This is a genomic window from Pectobacterium punjabense (genome assembly GCF_012427845.1).
Taxonomy (GTDB): Bacteria; Pseudomonadota; Gammaproteobacteria; order Enterobacterales; family Enterobacteriaceae; genus Pectobacterium; species Pectobacterium punjabense.
This window is the reverse complement of record NZ_CP038498.1, coordinates 2,067,848-2,082,433: the sequence shown is the minus strand read 5'-3', so window position 1 is coordinate 2,082,433 and position 14,586 is coordinate 2,067,848. Positions and strand designations below refer to the sequence as shown.

At 50.4% G+C, this 14,586-nt stretch carries 13 protein-coding genes; 2 read left to right on the top strand and 11 right to left on the bottom strand.

The window, feature by feature from the left end:
- The first annotated feature begins 108 nt into the window (after window positions 1–108).
- Window positions 109–1,536, top strand: a complete 1,428-nt coding sequence (gene sbcB, locus E2566_RS09360) for an exodeoxyribonuclease I (protein WP_107168264.1) — start codon at window positions 109–111, stop codon at window positions 1,534–1,536.
- Window positions 1,537–1,594: 58 nt separating this feature from the next.
- Here the strand turns inward: sbcB and E2566_RS09355 are convergent, their stop codons facing one another.
- The 11 genes from E2566_RS09355 to E2566_RS09305 form a co-directional block, all read right to left on the bottom strand.
- A complete protein-coding gene (locus E2566_RS09355; RefSeq protein WP_107168265.1) occupies window positions 1,595–2,974 on the bottom strand; it encodes an APC family permease in 1,380 nt (459 codons plus the stop codon).
- Window positions 2,964–3,185 carry a hypothetical protein gene (locus tag E2566_RS09350; RefSeq protein WP_107168266.1) on the bottom strand — a complete coding sequence of 74 codons (222 nt, stop codon included), beginning with the start codon at window positions 3,183–3,185 and terminating at the stop codon, window positions 2,964–2,966. The genes E2566_RS09355 and E2566_RS09350 overlap by 11 nt, the downstream gene beginning before the upstream one ends.
- A 446-nt stretch (window positions 3,186–3,631) precedes the next feature.
- Complete coding sequence (locus E2566_RS09345) at window positions 3,632–4,387, bottom strand: flagellar brake protein (protein WP_107168267.1); 756 nt, start codon at window positions 4,385–4,387, stop codon at window positions 3,632–3,634.
- A gap of 396 nt (window positions 4,388–4,783) precedes the next feature.
- A complete protein-coding gene (citG, locus tag E2566_RS09340) occupies window positions 4,784–5,689 on the bottom strand; it encodes a triphosphoribosyl-dephospho-CoA synthase CitG (RefSeq protein ID WP_107171153.1) in 906 nt (301 codons plus the stop codon).
- On the bottom strand, window positions 5,667–6,194 hold the full coding sequence (gene citX / locus E2566_RS09335; protein ID WP_107171154.1) for a citrate lyase holo-[acyl-carrier protein] synthase: 528 nt from the start codon (window positions 6,192–6,194) through the stop codon (window positions 5,667–5,669). Before citX ends, citG begins: the two co-directional genes overlap by 23 nt.
- A 26-nt stretch (window positions 6,195–6,220) precedes the next feature.
- Window positions 6,221–7,750 (bottom strand): citrate lyase subunit alpha, encoded by a 1,530-nt coding sequence (gene citF / locus E2566_RS09330; protein WP_107171155.1) that lies wholly within the window; start codon window positions 7,748–7,750, stop codon window positions 6,221–6,223.
- Between the two features lie 53 nt (window positions 7,751–7,803).
- Window positions 7,804–8,679 carry a citrate (pro-3S)-lyase subunit beta gene (gene citE / locus E2566_RS09325; RefSeq protein WP_107171156.1) on the bottom strand — a complete coding sequence of 292 codons (876 nt, stop codon included), beginning with the start codon at window positions 8,677–8,679 and terminating at the stop codon, window positions 7,804–7,806.
- The gene (gene citD / locus E2566_RS09320; protein WP_107171157.1) at window positions 8,679–8,969 is read right to left on the bottom strand and encodes a citrate lyase acyl carrier protein; all 291 of its coding nucleotides are present in this window, start codon (window positions 8,967–8,969) and stop codon (window positions 8,679–8,681) included. Before citD ends, citE begins: the two co-directional genes overlap by 1 nt.
- A gap of 23 nt (window positions 8,970–8,992) precedes the next feature.
- Complete coding sequence (gene citC / locus E2566_RS09315) at window positions 8,993–10,057, bottom strand: [citrate (pro-3S)-lyase] ligase (RefSeq protein ID WP_107171158.1); 1,065 nt, start codon at window positions 10,055–10,057, stop codon at window positions 8,993–8,995.
- An 84-nt stretch (window positions 10,058–10,141) separates the two neighbouring features.
- Complete coding sequence (locus tag E2566_RS09310) at window positions 10,142–11,026, bottom strand: fumarylacetoacetate hydrolase family protein (protein WP_107171159.1); 885 nt, start codon at window positions 11,024–11,026, stop codon at window positions 10,142–10,144.
- A gap of 130 nt (window positions 11,027–11,156) precedes the next feature.
- Window positions 11,157–12,527, bottom strand: coding sequence for a 2-hydroxycarboxylate transporter family protein (locus E2566_RS09305; RefSeq protein ID WP_168444500.1), 1,371 nt, complete (start codon window positions 12,525–12,527; stop codon window positions 11,157–11,159).
- Window positions 12,528–12,944: 417 nt separating this feature from the next.
- On the opposite strand from E2566_RS09305, the gene E2566_RS09300 reads away from it, so the two are divergent.
- Window positions 12,945–14,549, top strand: coding sequence for an ATP-binding protein (locus E2566_RS09300; protein ID WP_107169731.1), 1,605 nt, complete (start codon window positions 12,945–12,947; stop codon window positions 14,547–14,549).
- Window positions 14,550–14,586 lie beyond the last annotated feature (37 nt).

Genomic DNA, 14,586 nt, shown 5'->3' with positions numbered 1-14,586 from the left:
CAAATCAGGAAAGCGCCGCAGAAAAGTCGATTCAATGGTATCCTTGTCATTTTCCAGCCTGTTTTGCCCGACTACAGGCTCAGCGCGTAGACGTAGCTAACTGCATATATGGCCGATAAAACACAACCCACTTTTTTCATCCACGACTACGAGACATTTGGCAAACATCCCGCGCGCGATCGCCCGGCGCAGTTTGCAGGTGTCCGAACCGATATGGATTTCAATATTATCGGCGAGCCGTTGGTTATTTATTGCCGTCCGGCCGATGATTACCTGCCGGAACCGGAAGCGGTAATGATTACGGGCATTACCCCGCAGGCCGCGCTGGCCAAAGGCGTGAATGAAGCGGAGTTCGCCCGTCAAATCCACGACGCGTTCAGCGTACCCGGCACCTGTATTATGGGCTATAACAACATTCGCTTTGATGATGAAGTCAGCCGCAATATTTTCTATCGTAACTTCTACGATCCTTACGCTTACAGCTGGCAAAACGGCAATTCTCGCTGGGATTTACTGGATGCGTTACGCGCCTGCTATGCCTTGCGGCCAGAAGGCATCGTCTGGCCAGAAAATGATGACGGTCTACCCAGTTTCCGTCTTGAGCACCTGACGAAAGCAAACGGCATTGCGCACGAGCAGGCGCATGATGCGATGTCCGACGTTTATGCCACCATCGCGATGGCGAAACTATTTAAGCAGGCGCAACCCAAGCTATTTGAGTATCTGTTCCTACTGCGTAATAAAAATAAAATTTCCGCGCTGATCGATATTCCGCAAATGAAACCGCTTGTTCACGTTTCCGGCATGTTTGGTGCAGCGAGAAGCAACACCAGTTGGGTTGTACCGCTCGCCTGGCACCCGGACAACCGTAATGCGGTCATCATGTGCGATCTGGCGGGGGATATGACACCGCTGTTGGAATTGGACAGCGAGACATTGCGTGAACGGTTATATACCCGTCGGGATGCGCTTGAAGCCGATCAGAGCGCGGTTCCACTCAAGCTGGTGCACATCAATAAATGTCCAGTATTAGCACCTGCCAACACTTTACGGCCCGAAGACGCGGAAAGATTGGGCATCGACCGTCAACGTTGCCTGGATAATCTGGCGCTGCTGCGCAACGACGCGAGCGTTAGGGAAAAAGTGGTCGAGCTGTTTGCCGAAGCCCCCGCATTTGTCGCGTCTGATGATGTTGATTTACGGCTTTATGATGGCTTCTTTGGCGATGCCGACCGTATGGCGATGAAAATTATTCAGGAAACCGCGCCGCAGAATCTCCCCGCGTTGGATCTCACGTTTGCCGATAATCGGCTGGAACCGCTATTTTTCCGCTATCGTGCCCGCAATTTCCCCGGCACGCTGGATGACCGCGAACAGCAGCGCTGGCTGCAACATCGGCGTGCGGTATTTACGCCGGAACGATTGCAGTCTTACCTGTCAGAACTCAGCGATCTGTATCAGCTTCATGAAGACGATAAAGAGAAGATGGCGCAGCTCAAAGCACTGTACGCTTATGCGCAGGAATTGGTGGGATAGGACATAAAAAAGCGGAGCACACAGGCTCCGCTTTTTCATAGCTAAATCATCAACGAGCTTATACTGGCTCTTCACTACATTGCGGCACTGGCTGACGGAAGCTGCGCGTCACAAACGCCAGATAGAGCAATCCGATCGTCGCCCACACCAGACCCAACGTCATCGAACTGGCTTCCAAATTCACCCACAGCGCTCCTACCGTTAACGCGCCCAGTACAGGCAACACGAGGAAGTTAATGGTATCTTTCACGGTACGGTTACGGCGTTCACGAATATAGAACTGTGAAATAACCGATAGGTTCACGAACGTAAACGCCACCAGCGCACCAAAGTTAATCAACGCCGTTGCTGTTACCAGATCGAACGACACCGCAGACAGCGCAATCACGCCAACCAGCAACACGTTCAACGATGGCGTACGCCATTTGGGATGAATATAGCCGAAGAAACGCTCAGGAAACACGCCATCACGCCCCATCACATACATCAGACGCGACACGCCAGCGTGTGCGGCCATACCGGATGCCAGAACCGTAACGCAGGAGAACACCAGAATAACGGACTGGAAGAATTTACCTGCCACATACAGCATAATTTCCGGCTGAGACGCATCCGGCTCTTTAAAGCGCGAGATATCAGGGAAGTACAGTTGCAGGAAGTAGGCCACAGCAACAAAAATCACGCCGCCGATCAGCGCCGTCAGGAAGATGGCTTTGGGAATCACTCGACCAGCATCCTGCGTTTCTTCCGACAGAGAGCTGATGCCGTCAAATCCCAAGAACGAGAAACAGAGAATGGTTGCCCCGGTAATCATCGGCACGACGTGCGCGTTCTCAGACCAGAACGGACGCGTGCTGGTCAACGTACCCGCTCCTTCACCCAGATACACACCGTGGATCACTAGCCCCAGGAACACCGCCATGATAGCAACCTGTACGACCACGATAATGGAGTTCAGATTAGCAACCAAATTGATGCCACGAAGGTTGAACAGCGTCATTAACCCAACCAGCGCCGCCACAAAAATCCATGACGGAACACCGGGGAAAATCGCTTCCAGATAGATTTTCGCCAGCAGGATGTTAATCATCGGCATGAACAGATAGTCCAGCAGTGACGACCAGCCAACCATAAACCCAACGTGCGGGCTAATCGCTTTTTGCGCATAGGTATACGCCGAACCGGCGGACGGAAAACGTTTTACCAATTTGCCGTAGCTCAACGCCGTGAACAGAATGGCGACCAGCGCAAACGCATAGGCAGTAGCCACATGACCGTCAGTCAAGCCAGACACGATACCGAACGTATCAAAAATGGTCATCGGCTGCATATAGGCCAGCCCCATCATGACCACGGGCCACAACGTGAGCGTTCTTTTTAACTGAGCGCGTTTTGCAGAAGTCGTGCCAGAAGTAGACAGATGCGTATCAAGCGACATGACGCACACCTCCGTTCATCACGGCTACAGCAGCGCTGTCGTACGCAAACGTACTGAAAATACGGGAGTGGATACAGGACTCGCCTGAATCACGATGAGAAGAGGTGGCTGAAACAGCACCAGAGATAACTTGCGACAACGTCGCGCCATAACCAATACCTTTACAGCACAAACCGGCGGGCACCGGTGCGAAACTTACTGATTGCCCCATCTTTCCTTTCCTCACTGTGCTCACAGGCACACACAAAATTATCTATCCGGATCGTTGTCCGGCCTCTTTCGTTGAAGACCCTATACCCAGCAAACCTAAACTACAGAGAAGAAGGTACGAAACCACACCAATACCTCTGTAACTGAAGTATGACGAGCATAAATGTAAAAAAATAACCGACGCTATTAGACGTCGGTTATTTTGCAAGGCGCGTATTTTGCACCAGACGATCTCATCTGACAAGGCTCTGAGAACGTTGGAAACCATTTATTTATCCCCAATATACTTCAAGCCGCGTGTACGCTGGCTTTCGCATTCAAAACAATCACATTTTGTCCTGCGACTCGCATTAGTTAGGCGTAAATAAGTCAGGTAATACGTTAATATTCGTAATGAAAAACGTTGCTGTTATGTGTGAAGCTTAAACAAAGGGTTGCGTTTAAAAATTACAACTCCTGGAACCGCTTTTTCTTTTCGTTTTGTAATCTTTCCAACTCAAAAATCACCTGCTGAAGATCGCGCTCCTGCGCCGCGTTCAGTGCAGGGAATTTGAAGCTCAGACGCTGCGTGAGTTTCACTTCCCCTTTGTTATCGACAACCTTCACCATCGCCTGGCCGACAAATTGCAAATCAACGCAGAAGAAACCGTGATCGGCAAGATCCATTTCCACGCTTTTAATGATATCGCCTTCGGTCAGCAACCCCGTGGTATCACGGTCGGTATACAAGCTCAATCCCCCCAGAGAGAGATCTTTGATGGTGAACGTGAAAACACTCTCATCCGGCAGTTCGCCACGGCACGTCAACGGCGGCCACAGCGGCGTGTTGATACGGAAATAGGTTCGACGCTGGATAAGATAAAGGAGTTCAGGAATTTGCGCACTGAAAGCGGGTAACCCATCGTAAGTCACGGTTTTTGCAATTTCAGCATTAAATTCAACTTTCGCACCCGCAGGTTCGGCGACGAAAGACAGCGCTCCGGCATATAGCGCACGGTTGTTTTCACGCGCAATGCCACCTAAATCGAAGACAAACAGGTTGCTGTCGGGTACGACATCAAGAATTTTACTGATGAATTGTCCGTGAGGATGATGCACCATCAGAGACGTATCATTCTTCTTTAATTCGCGCAGCGTTGCACAGATAGCCAGTTTGTTGCGCTTAACAAACTGCTCTTTCAAAGTTTCATTCACCGCTTTCATCCCCACCATTACTTACATGGATTATGTGTCAATGGCTTATATTGATGCACACCTCTCCGTTATCTTTCAAGTCCCATAAGTGCTAATACAATGACACTCTGGCGGCCTATAAAAACGATTACGCAGGCGCTTGAAATTACATGATATCCCCGTAATACTTCAAGTTGCATGTGCGTTGGCTACGTTCACTCACCCGAATCACTTACTTGTGTAAGCTCATCGGGATTCCCTCTCTTGCCGCCTTCCTGAAACTCGAATTATTTTGGGTATATAAATAGGTGGAAACGGTATCGACAATTTCCTCAACAACTTTAGCGTATTAATAGAAAAGTTTTCAAGAGCGGTCAAATGATGAAATTTATCGACGCGAGTCCGCTCCTTTATCACATTCGGTCACTATTCGGCAGGATAGTGATACAACAGCCAGGTTACAGCCAATAGATCGGCACTGCCGCCAGGGCTAAGATTTCTGGCTATCAGCGCCTCATCCATTCTTATCAGCGCCTGACGATCCAGCGGGCCAGCCAGTAATTTCTGCGCATAATTCTGCACAAATGCCAATCCGTCCATTCCACCACGTGAGACCACGTTGGTGTCAGGATTGTGAGCCATCAACACCAGTAGCGTTCGTAACAGCGCGGTTTCCTCATCCAAACCGGCAGCAATCGCCTGCTGCAAGGTGGGTAACGCATACTGGCATACGGTATTAAAACCGCTGGCAGCTTCTCCCCTCGCACCGGTCAAACCATAGCGCTGATAGAGATGTTCACCCGCCGTTGCCGCCCCAGAACACGTTTCCAGCTCATTACGCACCAGATCGCTGCACATAACGGAAACGCTATCGCACAGGCTACGCTGCGTGACACGCTTTCCCTGCCCCGCCAACCAACCCGCGGCAGTGCACAGCAGACCAAACGCAAAAATTCCACCTTTATGGGTATTCACGCCTTTCGTTGCTGACAACATTGCCTGTTCGCAGGCAATGCCAATAGGCCGAACCTGAAACAACAGTTGCTCTCGCGGTACGTTGGTATGCTGATAACCTGCGTCGGTAAAATGTCCAAACCAGGGAGCAATTGCCTGAATGCTGGTCTGAAACAACGCCACATCCATATCCCGATGGGACCCGTTATTAGCGCGATCCACCAGACCTGGCTTTGGTGTCAACATGACTTCCATCGTCAGCGCACGCGCCACCCGCAGCCCAATATCGGGCAATGGGTAGCGTTCCCGATATTCACGCAGTGCAGAATGAGATGCCGTGGCAGACAGCACACCGTCAGACTGACGTAAAGTAGGCATTGACCCTTTCCTCTATGTGCTCAAGCAGCTCAGACAGCGAATGGCGGCGCGAACGGCTACAGGCGTGTGCCATCCGATCGCACAACAGGCAGGCGCGTCCACTATGCGCCAACATTGACCGGCTAATCGCGCCTTCTTGCGGGCTGAAGATGTCGAAATCCCATAACCGTCCTAGTTCATGGCTATCTTCCAGCGCAATGGTGGCTGCTTTCACCGACAGCGCGTCTTTTGTGATTTCCCACAGCCCTTCTGCACCGGTTGCCAACCAGAATGTCTGCTGCTCCAACACCGTCCAGCCTCGCGTCTGACATAACGAGGAAAATGCCTTGATGGCTTCGGCCATCACCTGCCGGTAGCCTTCGCTATCTTTTATCGGCCCCGGAGTAACCAGCGTCAGTGACACCAGCGTCGCACCGTGCCGGGCGAGCCATTCTTGCTGACGAACTGCGCGGCGTTCCTTCGCCGCGAGTAAGGTTTCCAGCGAGATGGAAACAGCCTTTATCATCGTCGATTCCCTCATGTCTTTAGCACTTATTCGTCGGCTTCTTTCACCTGACGAACGACGTCAATCACGCTGCCGTCACGATAGCGAATAACACCGACGATGCGATCGTGAAACTCAATAGCGCGTGGTTCACCGACCAGTGCAATCGCACGTTGATAAAGTGCCTCAATCGTCATCACATTCAGCCCCGCCTGTTTCAAGCGTTCAGCAACCTCAGGACGTGCCGGGTTAACGGCAATGCCGTGATCGGTCACCAGTACGTCAATACTTTCTCCCGGCGTAACCCGCGTCGTCACTTGACGCACCACGGTCGGGATGCGGCTACGAATTAGCGGCGCAACGACGATGGTCAGATTCGCTGCCGTCGCAACATCACAGTGTCCGCCAGATGCACCGCGCATCACGCCATCAGAGCCGGTGATCACGTTGACATTGAAGTCGGTGTCAATTTCCAGCGCGCTGAGAATCACCATATCCAGCTGATCGCAGCAGGCCGCTTTAGAGCTTGGGTTGGCATAAACGTTAGTGGAAATCTCGACATGATTAGGGTTTTTCGCCAGCGATGCGGCCGCATTGGCATCAAAACACTGGGTATCGATCAGTTTTTCGATCAGCCCCTTTTCATGAAGATCGACAATACCGCCCGTGATACCGCCGAGGGCGAAGCGTGCCACAATATTCTGCTGACGCATTTTATCTTCAAGGAAACGCGTACAGGCCGTAGAAGCCGCACCGGAACCGGTCTGGATCGAGAAACCGTTGGTGAAATAACCGGCATGTTCAATCACGTCCGCCGCTGAACGGGCAATCAGCAATTCACGTGGGTTGCTGGTAACACGCGCCGCACCGACGCTGATTTTGGCCGGGTCGCCCACTTCATCGACCTGAACGATATAATCCACCTGATCTTGCACGATGCTGGCAGGCATATTTGGGAACGGCACTACCGCTTCCGTCAGTAGCACCACTTTGCGAGCAAACTGCGCGTCAACCATGGCATAGCCCAGCGAGCCGCAGCTGGATTTCCCAGTGGTGCCGTTGGCGTTACCGAATTCATCGCTGCACGGGACGCCCAGAAAAGCGACATCGATATTCAGCTCACCGCTTTGCAGCAGATGGACGCGGCCACCGTGAGAATGAATCTGTACCGGTTCTTTCATTAATCCGTGGGAGATGGCATCAGCCAGCTTGCCGCGCATCCCAGAGGTGTAAATTCGGCTAACTACGCCCGCCTTGATATGGTCGACCAGCGACGCGTTGCAGCTCATCAGCGAACTGGATGCCAGCGTGAGATCGCGAAAGCCCATGTGTGCCAGTGTATCAATCACCCGATTAATCACCTTATCGCCTTCGCGGAAGTGGTGATGGAAAGAGATTGTCATCCCATTTTCCAGTCCGCTGTTACAAATCGCCTCTTCCAGATCGGTACACAGTTTGCGTTCATGTTTTTGGGCAACATCATTCAGCCACGGCGTATTTTGATTGGCGTTAGCGAAGGCTCGCAAATGACGTTTTTCCGGGTACTGCTGTTGCAGTGCTTCAATAAAATGACTCATTGTCTAATCCTGTAATTCCTGAGAACGGCTATTGCGGTGTCACCACGCAATAGCTATTTGCGAACGCCGGAGGCCTGAGCACGTTCCAACACGCTTCTGGCATGGTTGATAATGGGTCCGTCAATCATTTTTCCATTCAGGGAAATGACGCCCAGACCGGCACGTTCGCCCTCTTCGGCGGCGTTGATCACCAGATGGGAATAGTCCACTTCATCCTGCGTCGGGGCATAAGCGTTATGCAGTAACTCAATCTGGCGCGGATTAATGAGGGATTTACCGTTGAAGCCCAGCTTGCGGATCAGTTCAACTTCTTTTAGGAAACCAGCATCGTCGTTAACGTTGGGGTAGACCACATCGAAGGCGTCGATACCGGCAGCGCGAGCCGCGTGCAGCACCGCGCAGCGGGCATAAAACAGTTCTGTGCCATCACCGCGTTCCGTCTGCATATCCATCACATAGTCAAATGCGGCCAGCGCAATCCCGATCATGCGTTCAGAAGAGCGTGCAATGGCAACGGCGTTAATCACACCCACCGCAGACTCAATCGCCGCCATAATGCGGGTAGAACCGACTTCACGACCGCAGGCCTTTTCGATACGCACCAAATGGTGTTCCAGTTCATTCACATCGTCAGTGGAATCGGTTTTTGGCAGACGAATCACATCAGCACCACCGCGTACGGCCGCTTCAAGATCCAGCAGGCCAAACGGCGTACTGAGCTGGTTGATACGCACCACGGTTTCAATATCACGGTACATCGGATGCTGGAGCGCATGGAAAACCAGCAGGCGCGCGGTATCTTTCTCCCGCAGGGATACCGCATCTTCCAGATCGAACATAATGGAGTCAGGTTTATAGATGAACGCATTGGACAACATGGCGGCGTTTGCGCCTGGGAGGAATAACATACTGCGGCGAAGCTTATTCATTATAATATCTCCCATTCTATCTGCTGTCCGTCTGTGGCGCGCAATACCGCACTTTGCACGCGAGCGCGGATGACACAATCCAATGCGCCTTTGTCATCCACAATGATCGTCCCTTCCTCTACACCCAGCGCTTTCAGCGTGTCATCCACGACCTGTTTAATTTGATGACCGAACTGCTTAATGACTTCGCTGTTGATAACCACGGTGAGCTTCCCCTCTGCCGGTGCCACTTTGACCAGCAAATCGCTGGACTCAAAGGTGCCCGCCAGGGACTCCTTAACAATCTTCATAGATTTATCCTGATTAATTTTAATTATGCGTACTCGGGTTCGTAATAGTGCTGTAAATGCTCAAAGGTTGAGGGTGGCACGATGTCCCGAATACGGCTGTACTGCCGGAGTTTGAGTAATTTCCTGACTTCTGAGGCGGAAATGGCTAATCCTGAGGGTTGCCGTTTCCGCTCAATTTCAATCACGCTGAGCGCCGGGGAAGACACCGTCTGGTCTTTCTCCAGCCAGTAGTGCATATCCTGATTGTACTGATACGTCACCGGGCAAAAGGGTTCTGTGCCGACGAAGCGCTGGGTAATACCGAGTGCTGGCGCGATGTATTTCCTGAAAATGATCAAATCCAGTGCCGCATGAGCGCGAGTTATGAGTTTCTCTTCCTTCAGGAAATAACCGGGGAACGTGGCTTTAGAGATCATGTAATTCGAACCGGTATGTACCGTCAGATTCTGAATATGCTCCACACCGCGCTGTACCATCTTCAGACGCTCGCTAAACGGGAAAAAAGAAACGTCTTCCCGTACCACGAATACGTGCAGCCAATCGCACGACTGCGCCGCATGTTCCGCCAGGTAACGGTGGCCTAACGTGAAAGGATTCGCGTTCATGACAATCGCACCAATCTTTTTCTCTGCCTGCGTCGCGAGCACGTCGGGCTGCGCAAACGTCGCCAAAGACTGACAATATTGCTGAATGCCAATCGGTGTGTTTTCCATCAGCACCGCACTGTCCTGATAGCACACCAGCGGGTAAAAACCACATCCCCGGAAGACGTCGACATTTTCCGGTCGGGTATAGAGAAACAGGTGAAACAAGCCGCGCTGCGCCGCCTGTTGCATCACTTCATTCACTACCTGCACGCCAAGATTGAGGTGTCTGAATTCAGGATCGACCGCAACGCACTTAATGGTGTTGGAGGCAAGACCCGCACAGGCGATCAATCGCCCGCCCCGTTTACCCACAACAACGATGTCAATATCGTCATCCATGCCGAGCTGGCAGTGCGCAAGGAACTGTCGTACTCCGTCCCTCTCCTGTTCCCGAAGGCGCACATCCAGCGTGTCAAAAAAGACGGAATCATTGGCATACATCACGGTTCTTCCTGCGACTCGAATTAGTTAGAACATTCATTGCAGGCGTGCCGGTTTTCACACCAGCACGCCAGGCACCTGAACTTAGTGCACAGCGACTTCGGCAACAGTCGGAACCGATTTCACTGGCACCGCGGCATCCACTATTGTGTTACGCAAGTGGCCAATGTTTTCGATTTCAACTTCAATACAGTCACCTGCGTTCATAAACAGCGGCGGATTGCGTTTTTTACCCACGCCGCCCGGCGAGCCCGTGATGATCACATCGCCCGCACTCAGTTCGGTGAAGGTACTGATGTATTCAATCAATTCAGCGACTTTGTGAATCATGCTGCTGGTATTGTCATCCTGTACCATGCGGCCATTCAGATACGTGCGAATTGCCAGCACATGCGGATCGGGAATTTCATCCGTGGTGGTTAAGCAGGGGCCGAACGCACCGGTTTTCTGCCAGTTTTTGCCCGCGGTAAACCAGCTATGCTGCCAGTCACGCGCAGAGCCATCCATGTAGCAGCTGTAGCCTGCGACATGAGAGAGCGCGACATCCCGAGAAATATGTTGCCCACCTTTACCGATAATGACCGCCAGTTCTCCTTCATAATCAAATTCGCTGGAATAATGCGGTTTGATAACGGGTGTCGCGTGTCCAGTTTGTGAATCCGCAAAACGCACAAATAATGTTGGCGCAGGATTCAGTTCATTAAATTCCTGACGCTTAGCGGCATAGTTCATACCTACGCACAATATTTTCCCTGGTGTGGTAATAACCGGTAGGAATGTCACATCTGCAACTGGGATATCCGACACATTCGTACTAAATTCATGTGCAACAGGTAACGCATTCTGCGCCAGCAATGTTTTCAGATCGGGGTAAAGGTGGCCAATTTTACTGCCGAGATCGATTAACCCCGTTGCCGTATAAATGCCGTAACTGTCCTTACCGTTATAACGATAGCTTGCAAGTTTCATAATATTTCCTGTGCAAAATAAACCTACGTGTAATAGCGGTTTTATTTCGTTAACTCATGTGAGTTTTCAATGCCGTCTGTCTCGAAACATTATTTCTTTAGCTCAGACTCTTTTTATTTCCTCAATGACATCAGACTAAAAAGTTGGCGAGTATCAGTAGTGAAATCGAAACATTAATCGCACCGCCGATACGTGTGGCAATCTGCGCAAATGGCATCAACACCATGCGGTTACCTGCTGTCAGAATTGCGACATCACCAGTACCACCCTGCCCACTCTGGCAGCAGGAAATAATGGCAACATCAATCGGGTGCATGCCGATCTTTTTACCGACAAAGAAGCCAGTCGCAACCAACGTCACAACAGTAGAAATAATCACCAGCAGGTTTTGAATCGTAAAGGCATTCACCAATTCCTGCCACGGCGTAATTGCCACGCCAACAGCAAACAGAATCGGGTACGTTACCGACGTTTGGAAGAACTTATAAACGACCTGGGAACCTTCCAGCATTTTCGGTGAAACACCGTGAGCCAATTTCACCAACACAGCGGCAAACAGCATCCCAACTGGTGCAGGCAGGCCAATCACTTTGTGGCCCAGCATACCGATCATGTACAGCAGGATGGCAAGCAGCGCGCCAGAAGCAATGGTCGTCACATCGGCTTTACCGCTAAAGGCAGAAGCAGGTGCGCTGCTCTCACCGTTGCCCAGACTATTACCTTTATTCGGCATCAACTCACCTTCACCAGTCAGGTGTGGATAGCGTTTACCCAACTGATTCAGAATACCGGCAATGATGATCGCCGTCAGGCTACCCAACATCACGATAGGTAATACGCGCCCCAGAGCGACACCTTGATCCATATGCAGGATCGCGGCATAGCCGATAGACAGCGGGATTGCACCTTCACCCACCCCACCCGCCATAATAGGCAGAATCAGGAAGAAGAATATCTGGAACGGGTCCAGGCCTAGCGCAATACCCACGCCCATACCCACCAGCATTCCCGCAACTTCACCACACAACATAGGGAAAAAAATACGCAGGAAACCCTGAATCAGCGTCTGCCGATTCATGCTCATTATGCTGCCGACAATAATACAGCAGATATAGAGATACAGGATGTTGGTACTTTTGTAGAACTTGGTCGTGGATTCAACGACAACGTCTGGTAGCAGGCCATAATGCACCATCGCCGAAGGGATAAAGGTTGCACAGATTGCCGCCGCCCCCATCTTGCCGATAATCGGTAAACGCTTGCCAAATTCACCACAGGCAAACCCGAAGAATGCCAGCGTTGCCACCATGACAACGATGTCACTTGGCAGTTTGCCATTCAGGCAGTCGATACCGATTAATACCCCTGCCAGCACAAACAGCGGCACGGGAATAATACCGACTTTATAGGTATCCAGAATGTGCCACCATTTCTCTTTTAATGAAACCTTCCCAGCCGTTTCATTATTTACAACAATATATGAATCATCAGTCGTACTCATAACCCAGCCCTCGTTTTATTTTGTCAGCGCATCATAAAGAGCTGGTGAATATTATTATGTGATTACCTTCAAATTAAAAATTGAGTTTTAAAGGCGTTTATGGTTTTTATGGTTTATATTAATAATTTGTTTATTAGATAGGCAGTTAGATGATTTTACACTCACGATAAATTTTAAGGTTTCTATGGTGTTTATGGTTTTTATTTCCTAGATATGATTATGTTGATGAAAAGTAATTAAGTTGTTTATTAAACAAAACAGAGTCGTTTAATTTTATCTATTTATTTCCATCGCCTTATTGGTAACAACATATTTAAACGTGTTATTGCTCACAAGTCTTTTTATCTCAGTCCATTCTTAATAGCATTCATGATAAATTCAGTCACTTTTTAGTTAACCCACAGGCTCACGTGTATCATGAGATTGAGACTTTCCTTTCATATCAAATTATTTATCTATTTGATCGTCTTCTTCTCTTCGCTACTGCTAATGACGGGTATCTATTATTATCATGATATCGATAAACAGCTCTATTCGGAATTGGGTACACGAGCACAGGTGCAGGCCAGAGAGATCGCCATCATTCCAACCTTGGTTGAATCGGTGAAAAATAGAAATATCAAACAGATATATACCCTCGCTCAGCAATTAAAACAGCGCAGCGATGCAAGTTATATCGTGATCGGTGATAATCAAGCGCGCCACCTGTTTCATTCCGAGTATGCGGAAAATGATCAACTCGTCGGCACACAGATGGTCGGTGGAGACAATTTCGACGTATTAGCGGGAAAAAGCGCTATCACCGTGCGCCACGGCAGTATCGGCGTCTCACTACGCAGTAAAGCACCCATTATTGCTGATGGTCAGGTGATCGGTATTGTCTCCGTGGGCTATCTGAAAACTCACATCGATAGCCTAACGTTCAGTAAACTGGCGCGTATTCTGCTGGCCATTCTGGCGATGTTTGTCGCACTGTTTGTTTTCTCCTGGTGGTTCTCACGTAATCTGAAAAAACAGATGTTTGGCCTCGAACCCCTTGAGATCCGCATGCTGGTCAGGCAGCAGAAAGCATTACTCGAGTCGATCTACGAAGGGGTCATCGCGATCGACAAACAGCACCGCATTGCCGCCATTAACCATGCTGCCAAAGAGATCCTCGGGCTGAGCGCCCCTTCTCATCTATTACGTGGGAAACCTGTCGATGACGTCATTAAACCCGTGCCCTTCTTTTCTGGCGAAGCGATGTGGAGCAGCGATACCCACGATGAAGTCTGTCGTTTTAACCACGCCACGGTGATTGCCAGCCGGGTACGAATTATGCTGGAAGATGAGCTTCAAGGCTGGGTGATCAGCTTCCGCAGTAAAAACGACATTCATACGCTCAGCATGCAGCTCAGCCAGGTGAAACGCTACGCTAACAGCCTGCGCATTCTGCGGCATGAGCAGTTGAACTGGACCGCAACGCTGGCCGGACTATTGCACTTAAAACGCTACGACGAAGCCATCAAATATATTGAGGCACAGTCAGAAAGCGCACAGGTGGTGCTGGACTTTGTTTCCCGTCGTTTCTGTTCGCCCGCGCTGTGCGGGCTGCTGCTGGGCAAGTACGCGACAGCGCGAGAAAAAGGCATTGAGATTGTTTTCGACCCACGCTGCCAGCTCACCCATATTCCTGCCGCACTGAGTGAAACGGAGCTGATGTCCATTATTGGTAATTTGCTGGATAACGCGATGGAAGCCACATTGGCCATGATTACGCCGCATTATCCTGTCGAAGTGTACATTTATGACAGCGAACAAGAGCTGGTTATTGAAGTCGCCGATCAGGGAACAGGGATCGAGCCGGCGATTGCCGATAGCCTGTTTGAAATGGGCGTGACCAGTAAAACACAAGGCGATCACGGGCTAGGACTGCATCTGGTCGCCAGCTACGTTAATCAGGCCCGGGGAATCATTGAAGTTTCGGCCAACCAGCCGAATGGCAGCATATTTTCCCTATTTATACCGCTAGATCCTAAATAATTCGCGTTGCCGTAGATTAGGCAGATCGCAGTATAAC

Excerpts from the sequence above, each read along its gene's own strand:
- sbcB (WP_107168264.1), top strand. The coding sequence starts at position 109 with ATGGCCGATAAAACACAACCCACTTTTTTCATCCACGACTACGAGACA.
- E2566_RS09355 (WP_107168265.1), bottom strand. The coding sequence starts at position 2,974 with ATGTCGCTTGATACGCATCTGTCTACTTCTGGCACGACTTCTGCAAAA.
- E2566_RS09350 (WP_107168266.1), bottom strand. The coding sequence starts at position 3,185 with ATGGGGCAATCAGTAAGTTTCGCACCGGTGCCCGCCGGTTTGTGCTGT.
- E2566_RS09345 (WP_107168267.1), bottom strand. The coding sequence starts at position 4,387 with ATGAAAGCGGTGAATGAAACTTTGAAAGAGCAGTTTGTTAAGCGCAAC.
- citG (WP_107171153.1), bottom strand. The coding sequence starts at position 5,689 with ATGCCTACTTTACGTCAGTCTGACGGTGTGCTGTCTGCCACGGCATCT.
- citX (WP_107171154.1), bottom strand. The coding sequence starts at position 6,194 with ATGATAAAGGCTGTTTCCATCTCGCTGGAAACCTTACTCGCGGCGAAG.
- citF (WP_107171155.1), bottom strand. The coding sequence starts at position 7,750 with ATGAGTCATTTTATTGAAGCACTGCAACAGCAGTACCCGGAAAAACGT.
- citE (WP_107171156.1), bottom strand. The coding sequence starts at position 8,679 with ATGAATAAGCTTCGCCGCAGTATGTTATTCCTCCCAGGCGCAAACGCC.
- citD (WP_107171157.1), bottom strand. The coding sequence starts at position 8,969 with ATGAAGATTGTTAAGGAGTCCCTGGCGGGCACCTTTGAGTCCAGCGAT.
- citC (WP_107171158.1), bottom strand. The coding sequence starts at position 10,057 with ATGTATGCCAATGATTCCGTCTTTTTTGACACGCTGGATGTGCGCCTT.
- E2566_RS09310 (WP_107171159.1), bottom strand. The coding sequence starts at position 11,026 with ATGAAACTTGCAAGCTATCGTTATAACGGTAAGGACAGTTACGGCATT.
- E2566_RS09305 (WP_168444500.1), bottom strand. The coding sequence starts at position 12,527 with ATGAGTACGACTGATGATTCATATATTGTTGTAAATAATGAAACGGCT.
- E2566_RS09300 (WP_107169731.1), top strand. The coding sequence starts at position 12,945 with ATGAGATTGAGACTTTCCTTTCATATCAAATTATTTATCTATTTGATC.